This is a genomic window from Chitinophaga sp., assembly GCF_039596455.1.
GTDB lineage: Bacteria > Bacteroidota > Bacteroidia > Chitinophagales > Chitinophagaceae > Chitinophaga.
In genome coordinates this window covers 649876-676830 of record NZ_JBCNJR010000002.1, presented here as the reverse complement: position 1 = coordinate 676830, position 26955 = coordinate 649876, and the positions used below count along the sequence as shown (strand labels likewise).

Below are 26955 nucleotides of genomic sequence, written 5' to 3'. Positions count from 1 at the left end.
TATCAATTGTGCCAAACGAATGCATTTCTGTATTTGACATTTTCAAGATAGGCGTAGGCCCCTCCAGCTCCCACACCCTTGGCCCCTGGCGCGCCGCCATGCGCTTTTGCAATGAATTGCAGGCCGCCGGCAAGCTGGCGCAGGTGCTGCAGGTAAAGGTGCTGTTGTACGGCTCGCTGGCCAAAACGGGCCATGGCCACGGTACAGACATTGCCGTACAGCTGGGCCTTTCCGGAGATGACCCCGTTACTTTTGATGTCAGCCAGATCCATTCCAAAATAGATCATATCCGCCGCTACCGCACCTTGCTGCTGAACGGCACACATACGGTTACTTTTGACCCGGTGGAGGATATTGAGTTCCTCTTTGAAGAGTCTCTCCCCTTCCATCCCAACGCCCTCACTTTCCTGGTAACGCTGGCAGATGGCGATCAGCTGGCGGCCACCTATTACTCTATTGGCGGCGGCTTTGTGGTGAAAGAAGGCGAGACCGGCGGCGGTGGCGCCGGCGTAGACCTTCCCTTCCCCATTGACACCGCGCGGCAATTGCTGCAATGGTGCATGAAAACAGGATACTCCATTTCCGAACTGGTAATGGAAAACGAGCATGCATGGAGAAGTGAAGCGGAAACGCGGGAAGGCGTGATGAAGATATGGCAGGTGATGCAGGAATGCATTTACCGCGGTTGCCGCACCACCGGAGAACTGCCCGGTGGCCTCAAGGTAGGCCGCAGGGCCGCTGCGCTCAACAAAAAATTATTGCAGGGAAGAACGTACACAGATTATAACTCGTGGGTAGAAGTCATTCGCGCCGGCGGCAGCCATTTTTCCTATACGCTGGACTGGGTGAGCTGCTTTGCCCTGGCCGTGAACGAAGAGAACGCCTCCTTTGGCCGCGTGGTAACCGCGCCCACCAATGGCGCCGCAGGCGTGATACCCGCCGTGTTGCAGTACTACATCACCTTCTGCAACGGCCTGCAGCCGGAAAAGATATTACAGTTCATACTCACCGCTTCCGAAATAGGCAGCATCTTCAAAAAACGCGCAACCATCTCCGCGGCCATGGGCGGCTGCCAGGCTGAAATAGGCGTGTCTTCCGCCATGGCCGCGGCAGCGCTTACGGAATGCCTGGGCGGCTCGCAAAGGCAGGTGCTGATGGCTGCTGAAATAGCCATGGAACATCACCTCGGCCTCACCTGCGATCCTATTGGCGGGCTGGTGCAGGTGCCCTGCATTGAAAGGAACACCATGGGCGCCATTAAAGCCATCACCGCCTCACAACTGGCCTTGCAAAGCAACCCCGAGCTGGCCAAAGTATCATTGGACGCAGTGGTAAAAACCATGTGGGACACAGCGCTTGACATGAACTCCAAATACAAGGAAACCTCCGATGGAGGACTGGCCGTGAACATTCCTATCAGTTTACCGGAGTGCTGATTTTTGCAGGTTGAGTGTGGGAAAATCTTTTGGCGGAAAAATGGATTTGGGGTAATTTGAGTGGTATTAAAACCAACCACTTATGAGACCTGCAATCAGCGAACGCGGAAAACAACTCATGAAAGACGATCTGGCTTTGGATGCCGTGGTTACGGCCATCCTGAACAATCCTGATGCGGTTGCAATGCGGCAGGAAATAATAGTAGATGTTCCAGCTACTGCCAGCCGCCCTGCGTTGCGGATATCAGTTGTCAGATCTCCTGCACCTGAGTTCGATTAATCGCTTACCTCCATTGTTTAAATAAATGTTAACCTGTTATGAATTTAGCTATCGGGGCTTTTATGCTGAGCCTGCTTTTTGTTCCTGCTATTTCTCTCAGACTAGCTTTACAGCGCCAGCGCCATCTGAAACAACTAGTACAAACTTTCTCGATCACAGAGCCGCCTTCCCCGGCTCTCCCCCTCCTGTCAACAAAATTTCCACAACAACCGTTACAAATATAAAAATACTATTATATTTGTACTTCTAAACCACACTGAATTATGCCCTCCAGCCAGGAATTGTTGTTTATACTGATCATTGCAGGCGCCGTAGTGCTCGTTATCTGGACGCTGAAAGATACGCTGAAGAAACCCGGCAAAACGGGTGGGGACAAACCCGCTGCAGAGCCAGGAAAGCGCCCGCAGCAGGACGTGGTGTTGCCGCTGCAGCTGCAGGCCTATGAGCGGCTGGTGTTGTTTGTAGAAAGGATCAGCCCGCAAAGCCTGATCAGCCGCGTGAACCAGCCTGGTTTTTCCGTGCTTGACATGCAGATAGGCATGGTATCCAGCATTAAATCAGAGTTTGACCATAATGTTTCCCAGCAGATCTATGTAGCGCCCGAAGCCTGGGAAGCCGTGAAAACAGTGAAGGAACAGACCATTTCCATCATTAACCAGATAGCACTTAAACTGCCGCCAGACGCGCCTTCAATTGAGCTGAACAAACAGATACTGGAACTTTTCATGCACCAGAAAGAATCTCCTTCTGACATTGCCGCGGAGATCATCAATGCAGCGGCCAGGCAGCTGATGCGGCAGGCCTCTGCCTAAAGGTCTTTTTTCCGGATCATTTCGTTCAGCAGGTAGCCCTTCCCGTTAAAGTGAATGTACAGCGGTGTGGAAGCGTACCAGGCCTTCCCCGCTTCTTTGGCATGCACCTGTATGTGCAGGTGCGGCTCGGAGCTGAAGCCGGAATTGCCCACCCTGCCCAGCGGGAAACCTGTTTTTACCGTATCCCCTTCCTGCACAAACACGCTCCCGTTTTTGAGATGGCCCATGAACACGTAATAGTCCGGCGTTTCTATCAGCACCAGGTTAGTGTTTTTGGGGCCGCGGTCCATATTGGGGGGAATATTGTCGGGGTTCCCGCCGTAGGCCCGCGTTACAATACCGTCACAGGGGCTGTAAATAGTATCCCCGAAAATGGCATAATCTTCCAGCCGGCGGGAGAATATCTTGTTGGCGCGGCGGCCCAGGGGGTCCAGCTTCACAATGTCCATAGCATAAATAGCGCCCCGGAGGCTGAAATGGAACAGGTTGGTGGGCAGTCCCTTCCCGCCCTGTAAAACGAAATAACGCCCCTTTTTAAGCGGAAAATCGAGCTCAACGGTGTCCGGCCGGCCGGTAGTGCCCGTAAAGTACAGCACGCAGCCAAGGGCCAGTAAAAGGGTAAAGAACAGCTTCACCGCAATACCGCGGTTGCGGCCGGTGGTTTTACGCCGCAGCAGGAAGAGCAGCGCCAGCAGCAGGTACGCGCAGCCGAAAACATATTTGGCGTAAATGGTCAGGAATACCCAGGTGCCGTAAAGGTAAATGAACAGGGCCATGGCTGCAGACAGCGCAGCGGTAAGCAGCGCGTCCGGCATGGGTTTGCGCGTGGCGCGAAAAAACAGGTATATGCTCCATAGTCCAATGCCAATCGTCAGCAGCAGCAACAGGTACGTAATCATAACCAGGCAACAAAATTTATCACAATTTATCGTTTTTAAAGTAACATTGTGAATATGGAAAAGAAGATCAGGACTGATTCGGGTATTGAGATACAGCCTTTGTATGCCAACCCCGTACCGATGGAAGAAGTGCCGGGCAGCTTCCCCTTCACGCGGGGCATCCATGCCTCCATGTACCGTGACAAGCTGTGGACCATGCGGCAGTACGCCGGCTTCAGCACGGCAGAAGCATCCAACAAACGGTACCATTACCTGCTCAGCCAGGGCGTAATGGGCTTGAGCGTGGCCTTTGACCTGCCCACGCAGATCGGGTATGATTCAGACCACCCCATGGCAGAAGGCGAAGTAGGCAAGGTGGGCGTGGCCATAGACTCCCTGGAAGACATGGAAGTGCTCTTTTCCGGCATAGACCTGGAGAAGGTATCCACCTCCATGACCATTAACGCCACCGCCTATATCCTGCTGGCCCTTTACATTGCGCTGGCCAAAAACCAGGGGGCAGACCTGAAAAAGATCTCCGGCACCATCCAGAACGACATCCTGAAAGAATACGCCGCACGGGGCACTTTTATTTATCCTCCCCAACCTTCCATGCGGCTCATCACAGACATTTTCGATTATTGCAGCCGTGAGGTGCCTAAATGGAACACCATTTCCATCAGCGGCTACCACATCCGCGAAGCGGGCGCCAACGCCGTACAGGAGCTGGCCTTTACGCTCGCTAACGGCAAGGCCTACCTGAAAGCGGCGATGGAAAAAGGGCTTGACATCAACGTGTTTGCCAAACGGCTGAGCTTTTTCTTCAACGCCCACAACCATCTTTTTGAGGAAGTGGCCAAGTTCCGCGCGGCCCGCAATATGTGGGCGCACATCACCAAAAGCCTGGGCGCTACAGACCCCAAGGCCCAGATGCTGCGCTTCCACACCCAAACAGGCGGCAGCACCCTCACGGCGCAGCAGCCGCACAACAATATTGTACGCGTGGCCGTACAAACGCTGGCCGCCACCCTGGGCGGTACGCAAAGCCTGCACACCAACGGCTTTGACGAAGCCATTTCCCTGCCCACAGAAGCCGCCGCCCGCATTGCCCTGCGCACCCAGCAGATCATTGGCTACGAGAGCGGCATTGCCGATACGGTAGACCCGCTGGGCGGCTCCTACTATGTTGAAGCCCTCACCCGCGAAGTAGAGGCCAAAGCCTGGGAGCTGATCGAAAAAATAGACGCCATGGGCGGCTCCGTAGCCGCAGTGGAACAGGGTTTCATACAGGACGAAATAGCCCGCAGCGCCTACCGCTACCAGCAGGAAATAGAAACCGGCGAAAAGGTGATTGTAGGCGTCAACAAGTTTGTGGTGGAAGAAGAAGCGCATGCAGACGTGTTCAGGATAGACGACAGCATCCGCAAGCTGCAGGCCGAAAAACTGCAGGCGCTCCGCAGCCGCCGCAACGCCGAAAAAGCAGCCGCCGCCCTGGCCGCCCTGGAAGCCGCCGCCGGCACTTCCGCCAACCTGATGCCCCTGGTGGTGGAAGCCGTGGAATGTTATTGCACCCTGGGAGAAATTGCGGATACACTGCGCAAAGTATGGGGAGAGTACAATGGTATTTAAAATGGATGCTTATCTTGCAACAGCTTTAACTACAACATGAGTTCGATTCATTACCAGCAATGCCCGCTTTGCGGATCTGAAAAGATCAGCAAAAAACTGACGGCGAAAGACCATACCGTATCACAGGAAACTTTTGACATCTGGGAGTGCGCCACCTGCACCGGCCGCTTCACCCAGGATGTGCCTGCGCTGAATGACATAGGCCGCTACTACCAGTCTGCCGAATATATTTCCCACTCAGAAACCCGTGAGGGCCTCATCAACCGCCTGTATCACAGCGTGCGCAAGATCACCATGCGCTCCAAGCAGAACTGGGTAAAAACAGCCGCAGGCGTTAAAACCGGCAAGCTGCTGGACATTGGCAGCGGTACCGGCGCCTTCCTGGCCCACATGAAACAGCTGGGCTGGGACGTAACCGGCCTTGAGCCGGATGCCACCGCCCGCGAGAACGCGCTCAAACACCACAAAATAGAAAGCCGCTCCATAGAAGACCTCTTCCAGCTGGCACCTGGTCAATACGACTGTATCACCATGTGGCACGTACTGGAGCATGTGCATGACCTCCACGGCTACCTTGACCAGATACATACCCTGCTCAAACCCGGCGGCGCCCTCCTGGTGGCCGTTCCCAACTACAAATCTACAGATGCCCGTATCTACGACAGCCACTGGGCAGCGTATGACGTACCCCGCCACCTCTATCACTTCTCACCCGTGGCTATGGACATGCTGATGCAGCAACACCGCTTCAACATCGTGGCCAAACACCCCATGGTGTTCGATGCCTTTTATGTAAGCCTGCTAAGCGAAAAATATAAAACCGGCAAAAGCGGCCTGCTGGCAGGTGGCTTCAGGGGACTGCGCTCCTACTGGAAAGCCTGGCGGCATGTAGACAAGTGTAGTTCTATTGTGTATGAATGCAAATTATCATAAACAAAAGAGCGTGCCCGGAAAACGGGCACGCTCTTTTGTTATGCATACATTCATCAGGCTGCTTTCTTCTTCACCGTGGGCGCCTTCACCTTCTTCGGCCGCACCAGTTTCATTTCATCTACCAGGTGTTTGGCCCCGGCAAATTTGTCTACAATGAAGAGCACGTACCGGATGTCTACCATGATGTTCCGGCAAATGGACGCATCATAATTAATATCGCTCATGGTGCCCTCCCAGGTGCGGTCAAAGTTGAGACCGATGAGGTTGCCGTACGCATCCAGCGCGGGACTGCCGGAGTTACCGCCCGTAGTATGGTTGGAGGCAATAAAACATACCGGCATTTTGCCCGCTACCCCGTACGGGCCATAGTCTTTGCGGGCGTACAGATCCCGCAGCTTTTCAGGTACGTCAAATTCGTAATCTCCCGGCTTGTATTTTTCCATCACGCCGTCTAACGTAGTCACAAAATCATACTCTACCGCATCACGGGGCCGGTAGCCGTTTACCTTGCCATAGGTGAGGCGCAGCGTGCTGTTGGCATCCGGGTAAAAACGTTTGTCTTTCACCAGGTCCATTTGCGCCTGCATATAGCGGCGCTGCAGGCGGTTGATCTCCGGCTGCAGTTCATCGTAAGGTTTGTTGATGAAATCCGTATACCCGTTCCGCAGGCCAATGGCCAGACGGGTAGCGGGGTCTTTCCATACGGCTTCAGACACTTTGCGGAAGGGCTGGTTGAGGAAGGCGGCCAGTTTGTCGTAAGACGTAAGCGCGCTCTGGCTGTACATTTTGTTGGCCGTTGTGCGACCGTCTTTATTGGTTTCCATCCAGATCTGGTAAGCTTCCCCGCCGATGCGATTGGAAGGCACTTCCTTAAAGAAGATATCCAGCAGCGCAACGGCTACTTCCCGGTCTACATCGTTGTTATAGTTTTTATACTGCGTTTTCAGTTTGTCCAGCAATTGCGCGCGCGCCGTTTCCCAATGCGCCTCCCCTTTCAGGCGGGTTTCCTGCAGGGCAGAAATGACATTGTTGGCAAAAGTGAGCATCTCTACATTGCGGACCAGCTCGCTGTAATAATCACGGCTGATGGCGTACGGCCCCTGCGCTTTGTACAGATTGTTCAGGGAATCCAGCAAGCCGCGGTATTGGGGATGGGCTTGCGCCAGCTGCTGGAAACGTTTTTCAAAATCCAGCTTGCGCTGTATGCCGTTGGTTTGTTTCACGCCCTGCATCTCCCCTATCCATTTTTTCCAGGCATTGGCCGTGCTGGCAAACTTGGCGGCGTATTGGATCTTGATCTGTTCGTCTTTCCGCATAAACCCGTCTATCACTTTCAGCGCCGCGTCACGCATTTGCACGCGGGCAGGATCTTGCCCTTCCACGGTCAGCTTTACGGCTTCAGAGGGCAGGTACTCGTTGGTACGACCGGGAAAGCCGAACACCATGGTGAAGTCGTTCTCCGCTACCCCGTCCAGCGAGATGGGGAGGAAATGTTTGGGTTTCAGCGGCACATTGTCTTTGGAATATTCCGCGGGCAGGTTGTCTTTACCGGCGTATATCCTGAAAATGGAGAAGTCGCCGGTATGGCGGGGCCACACCCAGTTATCGGTATCCGCGCCGAATTTGCCGATGGAGGAAGGCGGTGCGCCTACCAGGCGTACGTCTTTATACGTTTCGGTGATGAACAGGAAATACTGGTTGCCTTCAAAGAAAGGTTTGATCAGCACATCCTGGTAACTTTCTTTTTTAGCGGATGCCTTGATGTTGTTCAGGTTTTTGTCAATAGCGCTCTGCCGGGCGCTTTCACTGAGGTTGCCCGCTACGCCCTGCAGGGCTTCTACCGTCACATCTTCTATGCGTACAATAAAAGTGGCGGTGAGGCCGGCGTTGGGCAGCTCTTCCGCTTTATTGCGGGCCCAGAAACCATTGTCGAGGTAGTTATTTTGTACCGAAGAATGGCTTTGAATGGCGGAGTATCCGCAGTGGTGGTTGGTAAGCAGCAGGCCTTGTGAAGAAATGATCTCCCCGGTGCAGAAACCGCCGAAGCTCACAATGGCATCTTTCAGGCTGCCTTTGTTCAGGTTGTAGATGTCTGCGGCACTGATCTTCATGCCCATGCCCTTCATTTCCTTTTCGTTCAGTTTGGTGAGCAGTTGCGGCAGCCACATCCCTTCCGTAGCGTACACGGACAGGTGGCCGGCCAGCAGCACTGCCATCAAAAAATACTTCCTCATAAGTAAGTTATGCTTTGGTGACTAGAAAGGGGCAATTTAGCGAATTTGGAGGGGTTGGCAATGAAAAGAGGCTGCATCGCTTTTTAGCGGGTGACCGGTTATTCGAAAAATTCGAATAACTGAATTATCCGGAAATTCCGGACAGTTCAGCCAACAAAAAGGGCCGCTTTCTCAAGCAGCCCTTTTTCAAAATTGTCCATTAAGTTCTTACAGATGTATCGCTTCCCCGTAAGCCACTTCAATAGCATCTTTCACCGCTTCGCTCATGGTCGGGTGCGGGTGAATGCTGTTGAGCACTTCCAGGTAGGTGGTTTCCAACGTACGGGCCGTTACGGTCTGTACAATGGCTTCGGTCACGTTCATGCCGATCATGTGGGTGCCCAGCCATTCTCCGTACTTGGCGTCGAAGATCACTTTCACGAAACCTTCCGTAGCTCCTGCGCCCACGGCCTTGCCGGAAGCGGAGAAGGGGAACTTGCCCACTTTCACTTCGTAACCGGCTTCTTTGGCCTGCTTCTCGGTGTAACCAACAGACGCAACTTCCGGTGAGCAGTAGGTACAGCCGGGAACATTGTTGTAGTCGATGGGGGTGGGTTTGTGATTGAATTTCTTTTCGTTGTAAGCAATGGCTTCCACGCAAACAATGGCTTCTTTGGAAGCTACGTGCGCCAGGGCCTGGCCGGGAACAATGTCACCAATGGCGTAAACGCCGGCTACGTTGGTGGCGTAGAACTTGTCTACCAGTACCTTGCCTTTATCTGTTTTCACGCCCAGGGTTTCCAGGCCAATGTTTTCGATGTTGGCAGCAATGCCTACAGCGCTCAGTACCACGTCTGCTTCCAGCACTACTTCACCGGATGCTGTCTTCACTTTCGCCTTCACGCCGTTCTTGGCAGCTTCTACCGCTTCCACGCTGGCGTTGGTCATTACTTCAATGCCTTTCTTCTTGTAGATCTTTTCCAGCTCTTTGGAGATGTCTTCATCTTCAACGGGCACAATGCGCGGCATGAACTCTACGATGGTGACCTTGGTGCCCATGGTAGCGTAGAAATAGGCAAATTCAACGCCGATGGCGCCGGAGCCTACCACTATCATGCTTTTGGGCTGGGTGGGCAGGTTCATGGCCTCACGGTAGCCTATTACGTTCTTGCCGTCTATCTTCAGGTTGGGCAACTCGCGGGAGCGGGCGCCGGTGGCCAGAATGATATGTTTAGCCTCATGTACGGCCGTTTTCCCGTCTTTATCGGTCACTTCCACCTGGTCTTTGGCTTTCAGCTTGCCATTGCCCAGGATCACGTCTATCTTGTTCTTCTTCATGAGGAACTGAACGCCCTTGCTCATTTTATCAGCAGCGCCGCGGCTACGTTTGATCACTGCGGGAAAATCTGCTTTGGCATCACCCACCGTTACACCGTAATCTTTGGAATGCTGTATGTATTCCATTACCTGTGCTGATTTTAACAATGCCTTGGTCGGGATACAGCCCCAGTTCAAACAGATACCGCCCAAACTCTCTCTTTCTACTATAGCTGTTTTAAATCCCAGTTGAGAAGCCCGGATAGCCGCCACGTATCCACCGGGGCCACTACCAATTACGATTACGTCGTATGCCATATTGCTTGATTTTTAGAATAAAACTTGGCAAATGTAATAAAAGTAAGAAGCAAAACGTAAAAAGTAAAAAGAATGCTGCGTATAGGGTTGATTTTTACCCAGTTAAAAGTTAAAAAAAAGGAGATGACCGGTTTGGCCATCTCCTTTTATGCTTGATGAATATGTAGTTATCGTAAATCTACCACTTCCACACCGGGATATTTTTTGGCGTCAAAGGTGAACATATCGTCCGTTACGGCGCCATTGGGCGTAAAGCTGCTGATCTCGTAAGTGTAGCGGTTGCCGTTCTTTTCAAACACCTTCATACGGGCCAGCGTCTGGCTTTTTTTATCTACGTCTACCAGCACCTTGAAGAAGGTTTTCGACTTGTCTGTAGGCGTCAGCTCAATGTTCTGCAGCACCTTGCCTTTTTCGGTGGTTTCACCGTTGAGGCGGTAGAGAAAGTCTTTATCGTAGAAGTTGGTGAATATCTTGGCGGGCGTCATGGCGTTGCCGCTCTGGTCTACGTTGTTGATGGTCACTTCGTTCACATCTTTGGCGTACGTCCAGGAGGTTTTATTATCGCTGATAATTTCCTGGTCTCCCATTACCACCTTATACTTGGCCCCTTTCAGGTATACAGCCCCTTTCTTGGAGTCTGTCAGGCTGTTGTTGGCGCCTTCTATTTTCAGAATAAAATTGGCTATGACAGATTTGAGGGATTTAAACTTTTTGCTAACGTTATCCAGTACTGCCTTGGCTTTGGGATCACTCTGCCCCAGGGAGCCGCGGCTTTGAGCCGTTGCGCTGAATGCCAGTCCACACAAGATCAAACCCATCCATACCGTTTTCTTCATCATCATAATTTTTAGTGTTACAGTTACAGGTATTTAGACAAATGTTGTGCCGGGCCGTTTAACCCGCCCTGTTAAAGATTTGCAAAATTCGTCATTTATTACAAAAGGTGCAATGTTTGTCTTAAACGCGCGCAAAATTATAACATACTGTTAAGAATTTCCTCCAGGTCTGCTTCCGTTTTCACCATCACGTCCCTGGCCTTGCTGCCCATATTGGGGCCTACAATGCCTGCGGCCTCCAGCTGGTCCATCAGCCTGCCGGCGCGGTTGTAGCCCAGCTTCATCCTTCTCTGGAGCAGTGAGGTGGAGCCTTGCTGGTTCTGTACAATTACACGGGCGGCTTCCTCAAACAGCGGGTCGCGGTCGGTCAGGCTGAAATCCTTTCCTTCCATGTCTTTTTCATCGATGTATTCCGGCAGCAGGAAGGCATCCGGGTAGCCCCGCTGCCCGCCTATGAACTCGGCAACACCTTCCACTTCAGGCGTGTCTACAAAGGCGCACTGCAGGCGCACCACTTCACCGTTGTAGGAAATGAGCATATCACCCTGGCCGATCAGCTGTTCTGCTCCGCCGGTATCAAGAATGGTGCGGGAGTCTATTTTAGAAGATACTTTAAACGCAATACGCGCCGGGAAATTGGCCTTGATGGTACCGGTAATGATGTTTACGGAAGGGCGCTGCGTGGCAATAATAAGGTGTATGCCTACCGCACGGGCCAGTTGGGCCAGGCGGGCAATGGGCATTTCCACTTCCTTGCCGGCCGTCATGATCAGGTCTGCAAACTCGTCTACCACCAGCACAATGAACGGCAGGTAGCGGTGCCCTTTCTGCGGGTTGAGGCGGCGCTGGGTGAACTTGCCATTGTACTCCCGGATGTTGCGGGTACCGGCTTCCTTCAGCAGGTCGTACCGCAGGTCCATTTCAATACACAGCGCATTGAGGGTATGCACCACCTTTTTAGTGTCTGTGATGATAGCGTCCTCCTCTCCCGGCAGCTTGGCCAGGAAGTGTTTCTCTATCAGCTTGTACAGGGACAGCTCTACCTTTTTGGGGTCTACCAGTACAAACTTCAATTGCGAGGGGTGCTTCTTGTAGAGTAAAGATACCAGCAGGGTGTTGATACCTACGGACTTACCCTGGCCGGTGGCCCCTGCCATCAGCAGGTGCGGCATTTTGGCCAGGTCTACAATGAAGTTCTCGTTATCTATCTTTTTACCGATGGCAATCGGCAGGTCCATGGTGCTGTGCTGGAACTTGTCTGATGCCAGTATGTTACGCAGGGACACGATGGTCTTTTTCACGTTGGGCACCTCGATACCGATGGTACCCCTGCCGGGAATGGGGGCAATAATGCGGATGCCCAGCGCGGAGAGGCTGAGGGCAATGTCATCTTCCAGGTTCTTGATGCGGGAAATGCGCACCCCGGCAGACGGCACTATCTCATAGAGCGTCACCGTAGGGCCTACCGTAGCGCTGATCTTCTGGATGGTGATATCGTAGTTCTTCAGCGTGTCTATGATCTGGTTCTTGTTCTTTTCCAGCTCTGACGCGTCTTGCACAATTTTATCAGAGCCGTGGTTTTCCAGCAGGTCAAGCGCCGGGTATTTATAGTCCCGCAGGTCTAGCGTAGGCTCGTAAGGATCTGCCAGCACAGGTTCCCGCACTATCTCCGTTTCTTCAATTTCGTCTTCGGCCGGGTCTTCGTACACCGGTTTTATTTCAAAGGCCACTTCGGTGGCGGCGGTGCTCTTTTTCGGCGGCGTTACTTCCCGCACCGGTTCCGGTTCAGGTTCCGGCATGGGAGTTGGCTCTGGTTCAGGCTCAGGTTCGGGCTCCGGTATTTTCACCATGGGGGGCGGCTGCGGGGGAATGTAGGCCACGTTGGGCGTGGTGTCTTCTTTCTCAATCAGCTGCAGGCCCGCGTCAAACGCTTCCTCTTCCATGACCGGGATCACTGTTACACCGCCCTCCGCGCTGTTGTAGCGGTTAAGGGCGGCCGCAGCGGCCGGGGCCATCATTTCCTCCTCTTCATCTTCCGTCTCATTTTCCTCTTCCGTAGCAGGGAGCGGCGTTTTTACCTTTTTCGGTTTTTTCTCCGGCCATTTGAAATCCACGTTGAATTTCCAGATGGCCCAGGCCAGCCCTGCCAGCAACAGCAGCAGGCCCTCCCCTGTTTTACCCAGGAAGCCGCCCGTCCATTTGTCCATAGCATTGCCCAGCGCGCCGCCCCAGGGGAAATCTGATTGGCCGGTGAGGAAAGACAGGCTCATGCTGATGAACAGCAGGCCAAAGAGGATGTATTTTACATTGCGCCAGAAGCGGAACACGCGGCGGCCTACAATGAAATTGATACCGATGATGAAGAAGAAATAACAGAACAGGTAAGAGGCCAGCCCGAAACCTTTGTAAAAGAACCAGTGGGAAGTGTAAGCCCCCAGGCGGCCCAGCAGGTTGTCTACCTCAATTTCGTGCATGAACAGCACTTTGGAGGAGTAGCGGAACACTTTATCCTGGTCTTCCTGCCAGGTGAACAGGTAAGATGTAAAGGCAATAAAACAGTAAAGGGAAAGCAGGATGAAAAAGGCCCCCAGCACCTTATGGGTGCGCTCGTCCCTCACCAGTTCCTTCACTTTTACCTCCGCTTCCTTGTCGGGCTTCAGTACATCCGGATTAGGTTGTTGTTCCTTTTTCTTTTTAGGTTCTTTCTTTTCTGATTTCAGTTTGTTACCAGCCATAATCGAAATCAAAATTAACTATTGCCGGGGCAATCGCGGAAAATTATTTCGCGGCGCCGGCTGTTTCTCCCGGGGCGGGAGCGGCCTTTACTTTTTCAGGATGCCCAATAGCAGGCTTATCCAGCCGGCAATGAACAGCAGGCCGCCAACGGGCGTAATGGCGCCGATGCCGCGCAGGCCCACGGTTTCCGTGGCTTTCAGCAGGGTCAGCACGTACAGCGAGCCGGAAAACAGCAAAATGCCGAACAGGAAGAACCGCCCGGCCCATACCAGCTGCGGCGCTGGAATATGCGCATACAGGATGCCCACGGCCAGCAGGGCAAATACGTGGTAAAACTGGTAAGTAACCCCGGTCTGGAAAGTGCTCACGGTTTCCGGGGGCACCAGTTCTTTCAGCTTATGTGCCCCAAAAGCGCCCAGTATAACGGCCAGGGCGCCTAACAGTGCCGCCCATACGAGAAATGATTTATGCATGGCTGATCAGTTTGTCAAAAGTGTCCAAAGTTATTTCATCTTCACTGATGATCACCTGACTTTGCTCATAAAACGGCTTCCGCTCCGCCAGTTTCTTTTCTGTAAAGGCTATCAGCTCCTCCGTACCAAGGTCCTGGATGAGAGGGCGCTTGTACTGCTTCCGCTGCAAACGCTCTACCATTACCGGAATGGAGGGATTGAGCCACACCGTGATGCCGGCGTTGTTCATAAAATCCATCGTATCCGAAAAGCAGGGCGTACCGCCGCCGCAGGAGATCAGGAAAGACTCATGGGCGTCTGCCAGCGCGCGCAGTGTTTCGGCTTCCTTGCTGCGGAAATAGTCTTCTCCTTTGGTGTTGAAGATATCCGCCACCGGCATGTCTTCCAGTTCGGCTATCACTTCGTCCAGATCGAAATACGGCAGGTTCCAATGCGTTGCCAGCTGTTTGCCCCAATAGGATTTACCGGCTCCCATAAAACCGAGTAAGAATATTTTCAATATATAACAGTTTATTGATGTTAAAGCTAAATTTATTAAAAGTACGAAATGAGAGGGGAAAATGGGAAAAATTAATACGAGCGGGGATTCATTTTAGTATGCCTGACCCGGAGAATGGTGATCTGGCTGTCTGAAACATGGTAAGTGATGCGGTATTTGTAAATTTCGTAAGCGCGGTAGGCTCCGTCATTGTTTTGGCGATACTTGTCCGGAGGGTGCATTTCCGGGTTTTTCGAAAGGGCCTGCATGGAGGCCAGGAGTTTTGCCTTTACTTTTTCAGCATTTTTGGGGGAATCTTTCCGGATATAATGGTATGCTTCCAGCAGACTTTGCCGGGCCGTGTTTTCAATAACTACCTTCAACGGCCCTTTCACCATGCACGCATCTCCTTTTCCAGCTCCTCCAATGTGGTAAACCCGCCGTTGGTGGCTCGCGCCATGGCATCGTCCAGTTCCTGGTTATAGTCTTGCAGGGAATGACGGCCGGCAGCAGTTTTCTGGCCTTTCAGAAAACTCTTCAGCAACTGGATCACGCTTTTTTTCTGCGTATCGTCCAGCCGTGAGAAGTGTTCATACATTTCCTGATCAAGGGCTTTACCCATAACATTCATTTTATACAAATTTAAGGTTTTCCCGTCAAACTGCCTTACCCTCTCCTCTCCCCCGCCACCCACACCAGGCAAAGGTCCCCGTCAAACATGTACTGCAGGTCCAGGCAGGCCATGCGGTCGTCTTTCAGGAAATCGCAGGTGATGAAGCCGGTATGGCCGTAGGGGAAGGCCTGCAGCTGCATATTGGCCCGGAAATCCAGTCCGCCGAGGCCATACCATTTATATACGGCCTCCTTGGCAGACCAGCAAACGGTCTGGTGGCGGAGCTTGTGCTCTTTTGCAATGAACTGCGCCTCCCGCAGGGCCAGGAACTTGTGGGCCACCCTGCCTATTTTGGGCTGTACCATCTCGATGTCTATGCCTACGTGCTCCCGTTTGCTGACAATGGCGGCGGCAAAGTCTCCGCAATGGGAAATGGAAAAGTAATAAGGGTTGCCGGGGATGTAGGGCTTGCGGCTGTCCATGATGCGGATCTCGTTCACCGGCAGCTCCGGGAAGAGCTGCACCAGCAGGTAGCGGCCCGCGAAATGCTGGAGGCGTTTGTGAGGGTGGTGCACCTCCGGCTCTATGGCTACGGTTTTCCTGAAAAAGGCTTCTTCTTCACCAATTTTCCACACTCCCAGTTTCGTATCCTGATCTATTTGAATTGTACGTATTAATGCCATAAATTCGCCGCATTAAACGCGAATTTAACGGGAAATACCCAACTGGCCTAACCTAAACGAACACATCATGATCCTGTCTGATAAACGGATACTCGAGGAAATTGAAAAGGGCACTATCGTGATCAGCCCTTATGACCGCAAATACCTGGGTACCAACTCGTACGACGTGCACCTGGGCAAATACCTGGCCACTTATGCGGACCGGGTGCTGGACGCGCGCAAACACAACGAGATAGTGCACTTTGAGATACCGGAAGAAGGATATGTGCTGCAGCCTAATACCCTGTACCTGGGCGTAACGCTGGAATATACGGAAACGCACGCCCATGTGCCTTTCCTGGAGGGCAAGTCGAGCACCGGGCGCCTGGGCATAGACATTCATGCCACGGCGGGTAAGGGAGACGTTGGGTTCTGCAATACCTGGACGCTGGAAATATCCTGCGCCCAGCCGGTGAAGATCTACGCCGGCATGCCCATTGGCCAGCTGATCTATTTTGCGGTGGAAGGAGATATCGAGACCTTCTACAACAAGAAAGGAAACGCCAAATACAACGGCAGAACGGTGCGGCCCGTGGAGAGCATGATGTGGAAGAACGAGTTTTAATGATACAGGCGCGGTTATGCGCTTACGATACAAACAGCAGGGCTGGCCGGAATATAACGGCCGGCCCTGTTGTTTTTTATGGCGGGCATAAAGACGCGGACATTACTTCAGCGCCCCGTACGTCAATATCCTGAACTTCCGCACAAACTCCCCATACCAGGCGTACGGCGTTACATTCGTAAATACCAGCATAATCAGCTTTTCAGCCGGGTCTATCGTGTATTCTGAACAATACGCCCCTCCCCAGGTCAGGGAACCGGGTGTGGCCTGGCCTCCATAACGGCTGCCGGCAGTGATGATCTGGAGGCCCAGCCCGAACTTGTCTTGCCGGTCCCACACGTTGGCCTCTCCTATCTGGTTGCGCGCCATCAGGTCTACCGTTTTGCGTGACAACAGGCGTACGTTGTTGAACTCCCCGCCGTTAAGCACTAACTGGCAGATCTTCGCATAATCTGCCGCCGTGCTTACAAGTCCGGCTCCGCCCAGGAAAAGGGTTTGTTTGCCCGCCACGGGGAAGCGGCGGATAGCTTCATTCGTGCTGAGGGTGATCGGACTCTCCATTTTAGGTTTGGCGTATAATTCCACCAGCCGGCCGGCTTTGGCAGCGGGCAGGTAGAAATAGGTATCGTGCATGCCCAGGGGCGTAAAGATGCGCTCGCGGAAAAACTCGTCCAGCCGTTTGCCGGAGATCACCTCTACAATGCGGCCCACCACGTCTGTGTTGAAACCGTAAGTGAACTGGGCGCCCGGGTCGTGCAACAACGGGCGTTTGGCTACTTTTTTCACCAGTTCCTCCGTAGTAAGGCCTTCCAGGGAGGCCAGCCCTTCCAGGCCGGTGGTGTCTGCAGGGTGCTGATAAGGGATGCCGGCAGAATGTGAAAGCAGGTGGCGGATGGTAAGCGCCGTTTTGGGAGGCCGCGTTTCCGTTTTGCTTTTGGCCGGGTCAACCAATACCTGTATGCCTTTGAACTCCGGCAGGTATTTCTCCACCGGGTCTTCCAGGAACAGGCGGCCTTCTTCGTACAACATCATCAGGGCAATAGTGGTTACCAACTTGGTTTGTGAGGCAATCCTGAAAATATTGTCTGTGCGGGCAGGGGTACGCTGCTCAATGTTGCTGAAACCGAAAGCTTTGTGGTGCACTATCTGCCCGTTGCGGGCAATGAAGGTGACGGCATTGGGGGCATACCCGTTTTTAACGGCCGCGTTAAAAAAACTGTCTATGCGCGACAGGCGCTCCGGGGAAAAGCCGGCGGCACCAACATTGGCAGCGGGTTTGAGCTGCTGCTGGGCAAGGGCGGCGGAAGACGTAAGGACTAGTAGATACAGTGGAATTTTTTTCATAGGTATGAAAATTACAGGTCACGAGGCACAAATCATAATACCTGCAATGAAAAGTTTCCCAGCCTCCCCTCACTCCCGCTTTATTCAAAATAAACCTTACTTTTACAAAAGGGCCCGGAGTGTACGAGACTCCAGGCCGGGGCCTTAATGAAACGAATCAAAAAGGTCCTTGAGTTTTTTAACCAAACTTACTACGCGAGCAAGACCATCCAGGAAAACTTTAAACCTGGATGGTTTTTTTGTGCACTTCTTCATACACATACAATGGACTGTTTTTTACTCAGCCCACTTTCCGCGTGAATCCATGCAGTATGTTTCAGAAGAAATGATCCTGCTGCACCGATTCAAATTAGTTCATTATTCGGACAAAAAAAATCAACGCTTTCCTATTTGTGATCACCCTGCATGCACAATGAGACCGCGCTTGTCACTTCACAGCTAAAACCAGCCATAGCAAATGGTTTCATAAAACAGAACTTTTTCGGAACAATGCAGAAAAAAATACTGCAACCGCTAAAAAAGCGGCGGATGCGATTCACCGCATCCGCCGCTTTCAATAACATTGATCAACACATCTCCCTACTTCAACAACTCATCCATCAACCCGTTAAACTCTCTTTTATATTCCTCATAATGCTCCCCGGTGCCAGGGCCGTTGAACCCTGTATGCACCTTCCGCACAATTCCCTGCCTGTCCAGGTAAATAGTAGTAGGAAAACCTTTGATAGCCGTCAGCTGCGGCAATGTTTTCTCCGCCTTCTGCGGGTCTGCGGGCGTTACGCCGGTAATGAGCACAGGGTATGTTACGTTGAACCGGTCTACAAAGCTGGCCAGCGCCTTCTTCGATTTTTCAAAGTCAGTAGTGCGCTCGTAGCTGAGCATGATGATCTCGGCGCCACGGTCTTTATTCTGCTTGTACCACTCGCTCAGGTACTTCGTCTCATCCATACAATTCGGGCACCAGGAACCGGAGATCTGTATTACCACGGCCTTGTTCTTGAAACGTTCATCGTTGATGGATACCTTTTGCCCGTTAAGATCAGGGAAGGTGAAATCCAGCTTCGTGTCAGGCGCTTTTACAGTGGCAATGGTGGTAGCGTCCTGCAAGCGGGCGCTGCTGTCTTTCCTGGCGGTAAAGGTTGCCTTGTTGGTGATGCCCTGCAAAAACTTGCCATTGCCGAGCGTAGAGTCGTTCTCTATTTTGGCGGTGAACACGTAGGCAAAGGAACCATCGAAGGTAGATACTTTCAGGGTGTCTCCGCTTACTACGCCTTGCAGGTAGCGGTAATCTCCGGTGGTGGTGAGATAGGTACCGCGTACGTTGCTGCCTTCCTGTACAAACTCGCCAATGGCCATGCTGCTGTCTTCCCTGCCGGGATACCGGAAGCAAGTGGGCCAGCGGCCGGTGATGTTGAACTTCGGCGGCTCGGTGGCGGGAAAACGTTCAGCAATGCCCGGCAGGCCTTTGAAGGTAATGCTCTGGTCTTTATCTGCCAGGTGCCTGATCCAGCGGCCTTCCAGGCTGCCGTCTGCCTGCAGGGCGGTACGGAATTCGGAATCATAGAAAGGCATGCGGATGAAAACGGAGTCGCCCTCCTGCCGCACATCGTCTACCAGCATCCGTTCCCCGGCGTTGAGGATGTAAATCGTTTTTTTACCGGCGCTGTCCTGCACTTCAAAATTGAATACGATCTTGCCGCCGTCTTCGCGCAGCAGCTGGCCCTGCCAGGGGCCTTCGGCCAGGTGTTTCGGTTGTTGTGCGCCGCAGGCCGCCAGGGCCAGGGCCGCACCAAAAAATAACAGTCTTCTCATTTTATGCATAGTTTCTTGCGCCAAAAAGCAGGCTGCCTATACGCACCAGCGTACTGCCTTCTTCCAGCGCTATTTTATAATCACCGCTCATCCCGGTAGATAGTTCATTAAAACTTTCTTCCCCGCTAAAGTAACGGGCGCGCACCTCGTTGTGCAATGCTTTCAGGCCGCGGAACTCCTGCCGTATACGTTCCTCATCGTCCGTATTACTCGCCATGCCCATCAAACCTGCAATGCGCACATGGGGCAATGCTTTGGCCTGTTCCAGCACTTCATGCACCTCCGCTTCGCTGAGACCGAACTTGGTCTCTTCCGTGGCAATGAACAACTGCAGCAGGCAGCTGATCACCCGGTTGTTGCGGGCGGCCTGCTTGTTGATCTCCTGCAGCAGCTTGCCGCTGTCTACACCATGTATCATGCTCACAAAGGGGGCAATATATTTTACCTTGTTGCTTTGCAGGTGGCCAATGAAATGCCACTGAATGTCTTGCGGCAGCCGGCCGGCCTTGTCTGCCAGCTCCTGCACATAGTTTTCCCCGAAGATGCGCTGGCCTGCATCGTACAGCGCCTGTATATCTTCCACCGGTTTGGTTTTTGATACAGCTACCAGCCGGGCGTGGTACGGTCCTATGTTGGCCAGCACCTGCCGGTAGTTCGTTAAATTCACTGCCATAATCCTACAAAATTAATAGACTTTTACCATTTCTGAGCAGTCCTGCTTTGTGAATTAACACATATTAGGTGCCACATTCGTGCAAATTATTCAAGAATACGTGCAAAATGCTTGATGATGTCAAATTATTTTTTTACATCCTCTTTTTAAAATAGGTTTGTACACACCAACAATCTTTTTTAAAACCATATACATATGCATTTTCAGTTAACGGAAGAACACCTTATGATCCAAAAAGCTGCACGGGATTTTGCGGTGAATGAACTGTTGCCGGGCGTTATTGAGCGTGACGAACAGCAGAAATTCCCCGCGGAGCAGGTTAAAAAACTGGGCGAACTGGGCTTTTTAGGCATGATGGTAGATCCGAAATACGGAGGTTCCGGACTGGACACTATTTCATATGTACTGGCCATGGAGGAGATCTCGAAAATAGACGCCTCTGCTTCCGTAGTGATGAGCGTGAACAACTCCCTGGTATGCTGGGGACTGGAAACTTTCGGCACGGAAGAACAGAAGCAGAAATACCTGGTGCCCCTGGCCAAGGGCGAGATCATCGGGGCTTTCCTGCTCAGTGAGCCGGAAGCCGGTTCTGACGCCACTTCGCAACGCACCATCGGGGAAGACAAGGGAGACCATTACCTGGTGAACGGCACCAAGAACTGGATCACCAACGGCAACTCCGCCAGCGTGTACCTGGTCATGGTGCAAACCCATCCTGAACTGGGCAGCAAGGGCATCAACGCCCTCATTGTAGAAAAGAACACGCCGGGCATCACCATCGGCGCCAAGGAAAACAAGCTGGGCATCCGCGGCAGCGATACGCACAGCGTGATGTTCCAGGACGTGAAGGTGCCGAAGGAAAACCGCATCGGGGAAGACGGTTTCGGTTTCAAGTTTGCCATGAAAACCCTGGGCGGCGGCCGCATCGGCATTGCCTCACAGGCCCTGGGCATAGCCAGCGGCGCGTATGAGCTGGCCCTGAAATATTCGAAGGAGCGCAAAGCCTTTGGCAAGGAGATCAGCCAGCACCAGGCCATCCAGTTCAAGCTGGCAGACATGGCCACCCGCATAGAAGCGGCGCGGCTGCTCTGCCTGCGCGCGGCATGGGAGAAAGATAACCATCTTGACTATACGCTGAGCGGTTCCATGGCCAAGGTGTTTGCATCAGAGACCGCCATGTGGGTAGCCACAGAGGCCGTACAGGTACATGGCGGCTACGGGTATGTGAAAGAATACCACGTGGAAAGGCTGATGCGTGATGCCAAGATCACACAGATATACGAAGGCACCTCCGAAGTGCAGCGCATCGTGATTGGCCGCAGCATACTGGGCCAGTAAAGACAAAGCCCGCCAAACGGCGCCCTATCCGTATTGGCGGCACAACACCAAAACAATATGAAGAACATCAAGATCATCGAAGTGAAGTCCGAGATCGGGGCAGGCACCCGTGGCGCCAGCCTGGGCGTAGACGCTATCAAAATAGCCGCGCTGGATTTTATGAGCAACTTCTTTGTACACTTTCCCACTGAAGAAATAGAAACGGAAAACAAACTCCTGTTCGAGCCCATAGAAAGCCCTTATGCCAAACGCATCAAAGGCACCTACGCCATGTACGAAAGGGTCAGCAAGAGCGTGTGCGATACCATCAAGGCCAACTGGTTTCCGGTAGTGCTTTCGGGAGACCACAGCACCGCAGGCGCCACCATAGCGGGCCTGAAGATGGCCCGTCCCAAGGCCAAGCTGGGCGTGATCTGGATAGACGCGCACGCAGACCTCCACACCCCCTTCACCACTCCCTCCGGCAACATGCACGGCATGCCGCTGGCGGTGAGCATTGCGGAAGACAATAAAGAGCATATGGTGCATGAGGTGGACGAGAATACCGTGAAGATGTGGAACCAGCTCAAGAACATGGGCAAAATAGCGCCCAAGGTACTGCCGGAAGATATTGTGTTCATTTCCCTGCGGGATTATGAAAAGGAAGAAGAGCACCTGATCAAAAAACATGGCATGAAGGTGATCACCACCAGCGAGGTACGCCGCAAGGGCGCTGAAAACGTGGCCCGCAGCATATTCCGTTACCTGAGCGACTGTGAGTACATCTACGTGTCTTTTGACGTAGACAGCCTGGACGCTTCTATTTCCCGCGGCACCGGCACGCCCGTCAGCAACGGCCTGCGGGAAAGGGAGGCAGAAGACCTTATCTCCAAATTCATGCAGCACCGCAAAATATGCTGCTTCGAGATCACGGAAGTGAACCCCACCCTTGATCGCGAGAACCTCATGGCGGAAATAGCCTTCAACATCCTGCAGCGCAGCGTGAACGTGCTGATGATGAACTAAAGCTTGTAATAAGACATGAGCCAGCCTACTACTTCACTATAGCTGCGGATGCCCTGCTCCTGCCGGTTGGCTTTCAGGTACTGGTCATACAGCACGGCGGAATAATCGTCCAGCGGGCCTTCAAACTGCCGGTAAAAGAGTATCATGGCGCGCACGTCTTCACGCACGGCAATGTCTGCACGGTTCCATATCAAACGGGCCATATAACCGTTGCGGCGGCCCAGCTGGTGCAGCGTATACAGCAGCATCTCAAAATTGGCGGCATAACGGAAACGCGGGTCTGCGGAGCGGCAGGCCGTGATGTAGCCAATGAAGTTGGCATCTTCTTCCGGCGCATAGCCCAGCTGATGCGCAATTTCATGGCAGGTAGTGAAAGGTTGCAGAAATGCGGGGATGGCCGTGTTCACCTGCGCTTCGTTGGTAAAGGGGTTAAGGTAACCGGTTACGCCCAGGTAGTTGAGGTATTTGCTGTATAAGGAAGGTTTGAGGGAAACGGGCGTATAGGCCAGCTCCGGCCATATGCGGGTGGCCTGGCGGTAGTTTTCCGCAGCCGTTTTGAAGGTAACGCTGTACTGCGTGTCGGGCTGCGGGTGAAGCGCCGCTTTGTCACGGTTGGTAAGCTGCACCAGTGTATCCGCCAGCAGGTAGAGGTCTGCCGTGGTGTATTTTTTTACGTCAAACCCCAGGTCTGCCACCGGCGTGGTGCGGCGGTAATGGCCGCCCCAGAACAGCAGGAAAATAAAGTATACGGTCAGCAGCCATCTCACGCCGCGCAGGAAAAGGTACAGCAGCTCCCGCCAGCGGCCAAACACCAGGCTCCAGCACATTCTTAATAAAAATACTACAAACATTATTACCCAGACGCCGTATATTACGTCGCCAATACTGAAGGGTATTTTTCCTAAAACTTTTCTTAAGACTGTACTAATGAAAACGTACCACCTATGAAAATATAGATCAGCCAGCCACCCACCCGCTGCAAATACCGCATTCAATGCAAGAATGCCCAGTACGCTGATCACTATACCTGTTAGCTGTTTTCTGACCAGGTTGTTCGTTTCCATTTTAACTTGACGGAACATGATAGATGAAATTACAAAAAGGGAATTGGCCCGGGCCCTATCCGCACAATTATCGGTGAAAATACAGATTAATAGCGCAGAGCGGGTACATGGCGGGGATATTAACGATACGTTCCGGCTGGAAACAAATGAGGGCCGCTGGTTCCTCAAAATGAACGATGCCCGTAAATACCCCGGCATGTTCAACCGGGAGCTTGACGGGCTGGAGGAACTGCGGCAAGCCGGCGCCCTGGCCGTACCCCGCCCTCTCTGCACAGGCGTTGCCGGCAACCGGGGTTTCCTGGTAACGGAATATGTGGAAAAAGGCGCCGCCGCCCCTGATTTCTGGGAAAGCTTTGCCGCCGGCATGGCGCGGCTGCACCAGCAAACACAGCCCTATTACGGCCTGCAGGCCGCCAACTACATCGGCTCCCTCAAACAATACAATACTCCTTATAGCAGCTGGCCCGTGTTCTACGCGTTTAACCGGCTGATGCCACTGGCGCGCATGGCGTATGACCAGCATAAGATGGAACAAAGCGTACTGCGGCAAATGGAACAGCTTTGCCGGCGCCTGCCCGCCCTCTTCCCTGACGAGCCGCCGGCCCTGCTGCACGGAGACCTGTGGAGCGGCAACTTCCTGGTAGGCACTAACGGGAAGGCCTGTATTTTCGACCCCGCCGTATACTATGGCCACCGTGAAATGGATATGGCCATGACGCGCCTGTTCGGCGGTTTTGACACCCGTTTCTACTACACCTACCAGGCCATTCGCCCCCTGGAAAGCGGCTGGCAGCAGCGCATAGGGCTATGCCAGCTATACCCGCTGCTGGTACACCTGAGCCTGTTTGGCGGCAGCTATTATAATGACATCAAGGAAATTCTTGCCGTGCTGAACTGACGGCGCAGCTCTTATTCTTTACCTTTCGCAAAAGCCTGCATTTTCTGCAGCTCGCTTTCAATGGTCGGGAACAGTTTGTTGACTTCGGTTGAAATTTCCTGCAGCATGCCGGGTATCATATCCAGCTCCTCCGCCTTGCGCAGGTGCGCCTCCAGCTGTTCCATGCGGGCGGTGATCCAGGTGAGGCCCACCATGGAAAAGTTAGGTTTGATCTTATGCACCTGGAATTTCAGCTTCTCCCAGTCATTTTCCCGGGCTACCGTCTCCAGCTTGCCCATCTCTTCCTGTATGGTCATGACAAAGATCTCGAACAGGTCTATGGCGTAACCGATATTACTTTCATACAGGGTATTCAGGTATCTCACATCCAGGCCGGGATGGAATTCGTATCCACTAATATTTTGCACTTCCATAATAATTTCTGTTTCGTCTTCATTGAGGTATTTATTCAACACCTGCAATAGCTGATCAGGTGTATAGGGCTTTGTGAGGATGTCTGTAATGCCAATGGTGCGCGCCAGTGTAATGGTGCTTGGCATGGCCGCTGCCGTGGTGGCTATCACCGGGGTAGCCACGTTGGGCCGGCTTTCATCCTCCCTGATCTTCCTGGCCAGTTCAAACCCGTCCATACCGGGTATGCGTATGTCCATCAGCACCAGGTCATACTGCCTGGATTCCAGGAAGTACAGTGCGTCAGGTCCATTGGTGGCCAGCTGGTAGTCTATCTTGTACTTTTCAAGCAGGCTGATGATATACTTCAGGTTCATGGGGTTGTCTTCCACCACCAGTACCCTTGACTGCCCGAAGTCTATCCGGGAGTACTTGTTGTTTTCCAGGTCTGCCTCCACCGCGCCGGCCAATGGCTTGCGGGTGTCTATAAAAGGCAGGTTGAAACTGAAACAGGTACGGAACTCCGGCCCTTCTTCCACGCTGATCTGCCCTCCCTGCAGCTCTACCAGCTGTTTGGCAATGGCCAGGCCCAGGCCCGTACCGCCATACCGCTCGCGGATGTCTTTTTCCGCCTGCTTGTAGTTCTGGAACACCAGTTCCAGCTTGTCTTTTTCAATACCAATGCCCGTATCGCACACCTGGAACTTCAGCCACAGGGTGTTGCCCTGTATGTTGTCCAGGTAAACCCTGATCGCAATTTCGCCCTCTTTCGTGAATTTTTCTGCATTTCCCAGCAAATTCATCAGTATCTGGTTCAGGATCATGTCGTCTCCCACCAGCAGGGTATCAATCCGTTTGTCCAGCTCCAGGGTCACTTTTACCGGCCGCTGCCCCAGCTTGAGCTGAAAGGTGTGTTTCATGCGCTGTATCAGCTCACGCAGGTCAAACTCGCGGGCGTTGATCTCCTGTTTGCCGGCCTCTATCTTTGAAATGTCCAAAATGTCCGTAATAAGCCCGTGCAAGATGCCGGAGGAGTGTTTGAGTATCTTGATGTATTCTTTTTGTTCCGCGCTCAGGGCCGTTTCATCCAGCAGGTGGGCCATGCCTATGATGGCATTGAGCGGGGTGCGGATCTCGTGGCTCATGTTGGCCAGGAACTCCTTCTGGGTGCGCTGGGCCTCTTCGGCAGCCTGTTTGGCCGTTTCCAGCTCCTTTTGCAGCGCCTTCTGGGGGGTAATGTCCATATGGATGCCCACACCGCCAACGGGTATACCGTCACGGTCATAAATATTGCCTGAGCTGGCCAGCACCCACTTGCGGGTGCCGTCTTTCAGCACTATCTCCATATCGTACAGCAGGGCCACCTTTTTCTCCACGCGGTAGCGCCGCAGGTTACGGGCATATTCCCGGTTCTCTTCCGGTACAAAAACGTCTGTAATGTTGCGGCCCAGCAGCTCTTCTTCCGTATAGCCGGAAAGGCGGCAAAAGCTGTCGTACACCTTTACAATATTACCTTCCAGGTCCGTTTCGCAGAGGGCGGCGTTGAGATTGTCCAGGATCACGCGGTATTTTTCATCTGTACGGCGCAGTTCCTCCTGCCAGAGGCGGTGGCGGGTCACGTCTATGATCTGCCAGATGCTGCCGGCAAAATGGGCGCCGTCAAATACGGGTATATAGCTGATCTCGCGGATCTCGCCTGTTTTAAAGATCAGCTCCCAGCCGAAAAAAGGCTTCTTCCGTTTCCGCAACTCCTTCATTTTCAACTCAAAGCTTACGGGGTCCTGGAGGTAGGGGGCGCAATACTCGATCATGGACCGGAAGGTTTTGTCGATCATATTGCCTTTATACGCCCGGCCGGCGTTGAAATAGCCCATAAACACGTCGTTCCCCCAGATGAAGCGGTGGCGTTCGTCAGATACGAGCACGCCGGCGTTGGTATTCTGGAGATAAACGGCAATGGGAAGGGCAAAAATATGTGGTAACCCTTCTGTTAGCGGGGTTGCAGGTGACTTCAGTGTGCTTTTTTTTGTCCGTCCTATTCGTCCTTTGGGTGTCATGTTATTTGCAGAATAGGGGGCTTTATAGGATTTCATAAGGCATCGCGGAGCAATTTGTTTAATGGAGCATGAAGTTACGTTATTTTGGTATAAGTGTCTATCTGTAAATATCTGATATTTTTATAAATTTTTATA

At 52.8% G+C, this 26955-nt stretch carries 24 protein-coding genes; 9 read left to right on the top strand and 15 right to left on the bottom strand.

All coding sequences use genetic code 11. The annotated features are described in order from the left end of the window. The first annotated feature begins 8 nt into the window (after positions 1-8). From ABDW36_RS12410 to ABDW36_RS12400, 3 genes are all read left to right on the top strand, one after another. Complete coding sequence (locus tag ABDW36_RS12410; RefSeq protein ID WP_343702221.1) at positions 9-1436, top strand: L-serine ammonia-lyase; 1428 nt, start codon at positions 9-11, stop codon at positions 1434-1436. Positions 1437-1518: 82 nt separating this feature from the next. Further along, positions 1519-1716 (top strand): hypothetical protein, encoded by a 198-nt coding sequence (locus tag ABDW36_RS12405; protein ID WP_343702220.1) that lies wholly within the window; start codon positions 1519-1521, stop codon positions 1714-1716. Positions 1717-1979: 263 nt separating this feature from the next. Then, positions 1980-2528: a hypothetical protein gene (locus tag ABDW36_RS12400; RefSeq protein WP_343702219.1), complete on the top strand. Its 549-nt coding sequence runs from the start codon at positions 1980-1982 to the stop codon at positions 2526-2528. Here ABDW36_RS12400 and ABDW36_RS12395 read toward each other — a convergent pair. Continuing rightward, entirely contained in the window at positions 2525-3427 is a 903-nt protein-coding gene (locus ABDW36_RS12395) for a M23 family metallopeptidase (RefSeq protein WP_343702218.1), read from the bottom strand. The genes ABDW36_RS12400 and ABDW36_RS12395 overlap by 4 nt on opposite strands. Positions 3428-3481: 54 nt before the next feature. Between ABDW36_RS12395 and ABDW36_RS12390 the strand changes: the two genes are divergently transcribed. Continuing rightward, positions 3482-5035, top strand: a complete 1554-nt coding sequence (locus ABDW36_RS12390) for a methylmalonyl-CoA mutase family protein (protein ID WP_343702217.1) — start codon at positions 3482-3484, stop codon at positions 5033-5035. A gap of 36 nt (positions 5036-5071) precedes the next feature. Further along, positions 5072-5968, top strand: coding sequence for a class I SAM-dependent methyltransferase (locus ABDW36_RS12385; protein ID WP_343702216.1), 897 nt, complete (start codon positions 5072-5074; stop codon positions 5966-5968). A gap of 53 nt (positions 5969-6021) precedes the next feature. Here ABDW36_RS12385 and ABDW36_RS12380 read toward each other — a convergent pair whose 3' ends face one another. The 9 genes from ABDW36_RS12380 to ABDW36_RS12340 all read right to left on the bottom strand — a co-directional run bounded on the left by ABDW36_RS12380 (position 6022) and on the right by ABDW36_RS12340 (position 15635). After that, positions 6022-8202, bottom strand: coding sequence for a S46 family peptidase (locus ABDW36_RS12380; RefSeq protein ID WP_343702215.1), 2181 nt, complete (start codon positions 8200-8202; stop codon positions 6022-6024). A 207-nt stretch (positions 8203-8409) separates the two neighbouring features. Then, positions 8410-9816: a dihydrolipoyl dehydrogenase gene (lpdA, locus tag ABDW36_RS12375; RefSeq protein WP_343702214.1), complete on the bottom strand. Its 1407-nt coding sequence runs from the start codon at positions 9814-9816 to the stop codon at positions 8410-8412. A 167-nt stretch (positions 9817-9983) separates the two neighbouring features. Continuing rightward, positions 9984-10658, bottom strand: coding sequence for an outer membrane lipoprotein carrier protein LolA (locus tag ABDW36_RS12370; protein WP_343702213.1), 675 nt, complete (start codon positions 10656-10658; stop codon positions 9984-9986). 131 nt (positions 10659-10789) lie between these two features. Then, the gene (locus ABDW36_RS12365; RefSeq protein ID WP_343702212.1) at positions 10790-13387 is read right to left on the bottom strand and encodes a DNA translocase FtsK 4TM domain-containing protein; all 2598 of its coding nucleotides are present in this window, start codon (positions 13385-13387) and stop codon (positions 10790-10792) included. 87 nt (positions 13388-13474) lie between these two features. Beyond that, positions 13475-13861, bottom strand: coding sequence for a DUF423 domain-containing protein (locus tag ABDW36_RS12360; RefSeq protein WP_343702211.1), 387 nt, complete (start codon positions 13859-13861; stop codon positions 13475-13477). Beyond that, on the bottom strand, positions 13854-14360 hold the full coding sequence (locus tag ABDW36_RS12355; RefSeq protein ID WP_343702210.1) for a shikimate kinase: 507 nt from the start codon (positions 14358-14360) through the stop codon (positions 13854-13856). Before ABDW36_RS12355 ends, ABDW36_RS12360 begins: the two co-directional genes overlap by 8 nt. A gap of 71 nt (positions 14361-14431) precedes the next feature. Further along, complete coding sequence (locus tag ABDW36_RS12350; RefSeq protein WP_343702209.1) at positions 14432-14737, bottom strand: type II toxin-antitoxin system RelE/ParE family toxin; 306 nt, start codon at positions 14735-14737, stop codon at positions 14432-14434. After that, the gene (locus ABDW36_RS12345; RefSeq protein ID WP_343702208.1) at positions 14731-14961 is read right to left on the bottom strand and encodes a hypothetical protein; all 231 of its coding nucleotides are present in this window, start codon (positions 14959-14961) and stop codon (positions 14731-14733) included. The genes ABDW36_RS12350 and ABDW36_RS12345 overlap by 7 nt, the downstream gene beginning before the upstream one ends. Before the next feature lie 44 nt (positions 14962-15005). Beyond that, positions 15006-15635, bottom strand: coding sequence for a 4'-phosphopantetheinyl transferase superfamily protein (locus tag ABDW36_RS12340; RefSeq protein WP_343702207.1), 630 nt, complete (start codon positions 15633-15635; stop codon positions 15006-15008). A gap of 67 nt (positions 15636-15702) precedes the next feature. On the opposite strand from ABDW36_RS12340, the gene dcd reads away from it, so the two are divergent. After that, positions 15703-16239, top strand: coding sequence for a dCTP deaminase (dcd, locus tag ABDW36_RS12335; protein WP_343702206.1), 537 nt, complete (start codon positions 15703-15705; stop codon positions 16237-16239). 102 nt (positions 16240-16341) lie between these two features. Here dcd and ABDW36_RS12330 read toward each other — a convergent pair whose 3' ends face one another. From ABDW36_RS12330 to ABDW36_RS12320, 3 genes are all read right to left on the bottom strand, one after another. Further along, complete coding sequence (locus ABDW36_RS12330) at positions 16342-17583, bottom strand: serine hydrolase domain-containing protein (RefSeq protein WP_343702205.1); 1242 nt, start codon at positions 17581-17583, stop codon at positions 16342-16344. Between the two features lie 579 nt (positions 17584-18162). Next, the gene (locus ABDW36_RS12325; RefSeq protein WP_343702204.1) at positions 18163-19395 is read right to left on the bottom strand and encodes a TlpA disulfide reductase family protein; all 1233 of its coding nucleotides are present in this window, start codon (positions 19393-19395) and stop codon (positions 18163-18165) included. Position 19396: 1 nt separating this feature from the next. Continuing rightward, positions 19397-20068, bottom strand: coding sequence for a YggS family pyridoxal phosphate-dependent enzyme (locus tag ABDW36_RS12320; protein WP_343702203.1), 672 nt, complete (start codon positions 20066-20068; stop codon positions 19397-19399). A 195-nt stretch (positions 20069-20263) separates the two neighbouring features. Between ABDW36_RS12320 and ABDW36_RS12315 the strand changes: the two genes are divergently transcribed. Then, positions 20264-21406 (top strand): acyl-CoA dehydrogenase, encoded by a 1143-nt coding sequence (locus ABDW36_RS12315; protein WP_343702202.1) that lies wholly within the window; start codon positions 20264-20266, stop codon positions 21404-21406. 57 nt (positions 21407-21463) lie between these two features. Beyond that, on the top strand, positions 21464-22411 hold the full coding sequence (locus tag ABDW36_RS12310) for an arginase (protein WP_343702201.1): 948 nt from the start codon (positions 21464-21466) through the stop codon (positions 22409-22411). Here ABDW36_RS12310 and ABDW36_RS12305 read toward each other — a convergent pair. Further along, positions 22408-23475, bottom strand: coding sequence for a DUF3810 domain-containing protein (locus ABDW36_RS12305; RefSeq protein ID WP_343702331.1), 1068 nt, complete (start codon positions 23473-23475; stop codon positions 22408-22410). The genes ABDW36_RS12310 and ABDW36_RS12305 overlap by 4 nt on opposite strands. 16 nt (positions 23476-23491) lie before the next feature. On the opposite strand from ABDW36_RS12305, the gene ABDW36_RS12300 reads away from it, so the two are divergent. Beyond that, on the top strand, positions 23492-24373 hold the full coding sequence (locus ABDW36_RS12300; RefSeq protein ID WP_343702200.1) for a fructosamine kinase family protein: 882 nt from the start codon (positions 23492-23494) through the stop codon (positions 24371-24373). 11 nt (positions 24374-24384) lie between these two features. Here ABDW36_RS12300 and ABDW36_RS12295 read toward each other — a convergent pair whose 3' ends face one another. Next, complete coding sequence (locus tag ABDW36_RS12295; RefSeq protein WP_343702199.1) at positions 24385-26820, bottom strand: PAS domain S-box protein; 2436 nt, start codon at positions 26818-26820, stop codon at positions 24385-24387. Between the last annotated feature and the right edge of the window lie 135 nt (positions 26821-26955).

Bases quoted from the DNA above. Each gene is read 5' to 3' on its own strand.
- ABDW36_RS12405 (WP_343702220.1), top strand. From the start codon at position 1,519: ATGAGACCTGCAATCAGCGAACGCGGAAAACAACTCATGAAAGACGAT.
- ABDW36_RS12400 (WP_343702219.1), top strand. From the start codon at position 1,980: ATGCCCTCCAGCCAGGAATTGTTGTTTATACTGATCATTGCAGGCGCC.
- ABDW36_RS12395 (WP_343702218.1), bottom strand. From the start codon at position 3,427: ATGATTACGTACCTGTTGCTGCTGCTGACGATTGGCATTGGACTATGG.
- ABDW36_RS12390 (WP_343702217.1), top strand. From the start codon at position 3,482: ATGGAAAAGAAGATCAGGACTGATTCGGGTATTGAGATACAGCCTTTG.
- ABDW36_RS12385 (WP_343702216.1), top strand. From the start codon at position 5,072: ATGAGTTCGATTCATTACCAGCAATGCCCGCTTTGCGGATCTGAAAAG.
- ABDW36_RS12380 (WP_343702215.1), bottom strand. From the start codon at position 8,202: ATGAGGAAGTATTTTTTGATGGCAGTGCTGCTGGCCGGCCACCTGTCC.
- lpdA (WP_343702214.1), bottom strand. From the start codon at position 9,816: ATGGCATACGACGTAATCGTAATTGGTAGTGGCCCCGGTGGATACGTG.
- ABDW36_RS12370 (WP_343702213.1), bottom strand. From the start codon at position 10,658: ATGATGATGAAGAAAACGGTATGGATGGGTTTGATCTTGTGTGGACTG.
- ABDW36_RS12365 (WP_343702212.1), bottom strand. From the start codon at position 13,387: ATGGCTGGTAACAAACTGAAATCAGAAAAGAAAGAACCTAAAAAGAAA.
- ABDW36_RS12360 (WP_343702211.1), bottom strand. From the start codon at position 13,861: ATGCATAAATCATTTCTCGTATGGGCGGCACTGTTAGGCGCCCTGGCC.
- ABDW36_RS12350 (WP_343702209.1), bottom strand. From the start codon at position 14,737: ATGGTGAAAGGGCCGTTGAAGGTAGTTATTGAAAACACGGCCCGGCAA.
- ABDW36_RS12345 (WP_343702208.1), bottom strand. From the start codon at position 14,961: ATGGGTAAAGCCCTTGATCAGGAAATGTATGAACACTTCTCACGGCTG.
- ABDW36_RS12340 (WP_343702207.1), bottom strand. From the start codon at position 15,635: ATGGCATTAATACGTACAATTCAAATAGATCAGGATACGAAACTGGGA.
- dcd (WP_343702206.1), top strand. From the start codon at position 15,703: ATGATCCTGTCTGATAAACGGATACTCGAGGAAATTGAAAAGGGCACT.
- ABDW36_RS12330 (WP_343702205.1), bottom strand. From the start codon at position 17,583: ATGAAAAAAATTCCACTGTATCTACTAGTCCTTACGTCTTCCGCCGCC.
- ABDW36_RS12325 (WP_343702204.1), bottom strand. From the start codon at position 19,395: ATGAGAAGACTGTTATTTTTTGGTGCGGCCCTGGCCCTGGCGGCCTGC.
- ABDW36_RS12320 (WP_343702203.1), bottom strand. From the start codon at position 20,068: ATGGCAGTGAATTTAACGAACTACCGGCAGGTGCTGGCCAACATAGGA.
- ABDW36_RS12315 (WP_343702202.1), top strand. From the start codon at position 20,264: ATGCATTTTCAGTTAACGGAAGAACACCTTATGATCCAAAAAGCTGCA.
- ABDW36_RS12310 (WP_343702201.1), top strand. From the start codon at position 21,464: ATGAAGAACATCAAGATCATCGAAGTGAAGTCCGAGATCGGGGCAGGC.
- ABDW36_RS12305 (WP_343702331.1), bottom strand. From the start codon at position 23,475: ATGGAAACGAACAACCTGGTCAGAAAACAGCTAACAGGTATAGTGATC.
- ABDW36_RS12300 (WP_343702200.1), top strand. From the start codon at position 23,492: ATGATAGATGAAATTACAAAAAGGGAATTGGCCCGGGCCCTATCCGCA.
- ABDW36_RS12295 (WP_343702199.1), bottom strand. From the start codon at position 26,820: ATGACACCCAAAGGACGAATAGGACGGACAAAAAAAAGCACACTGAAG.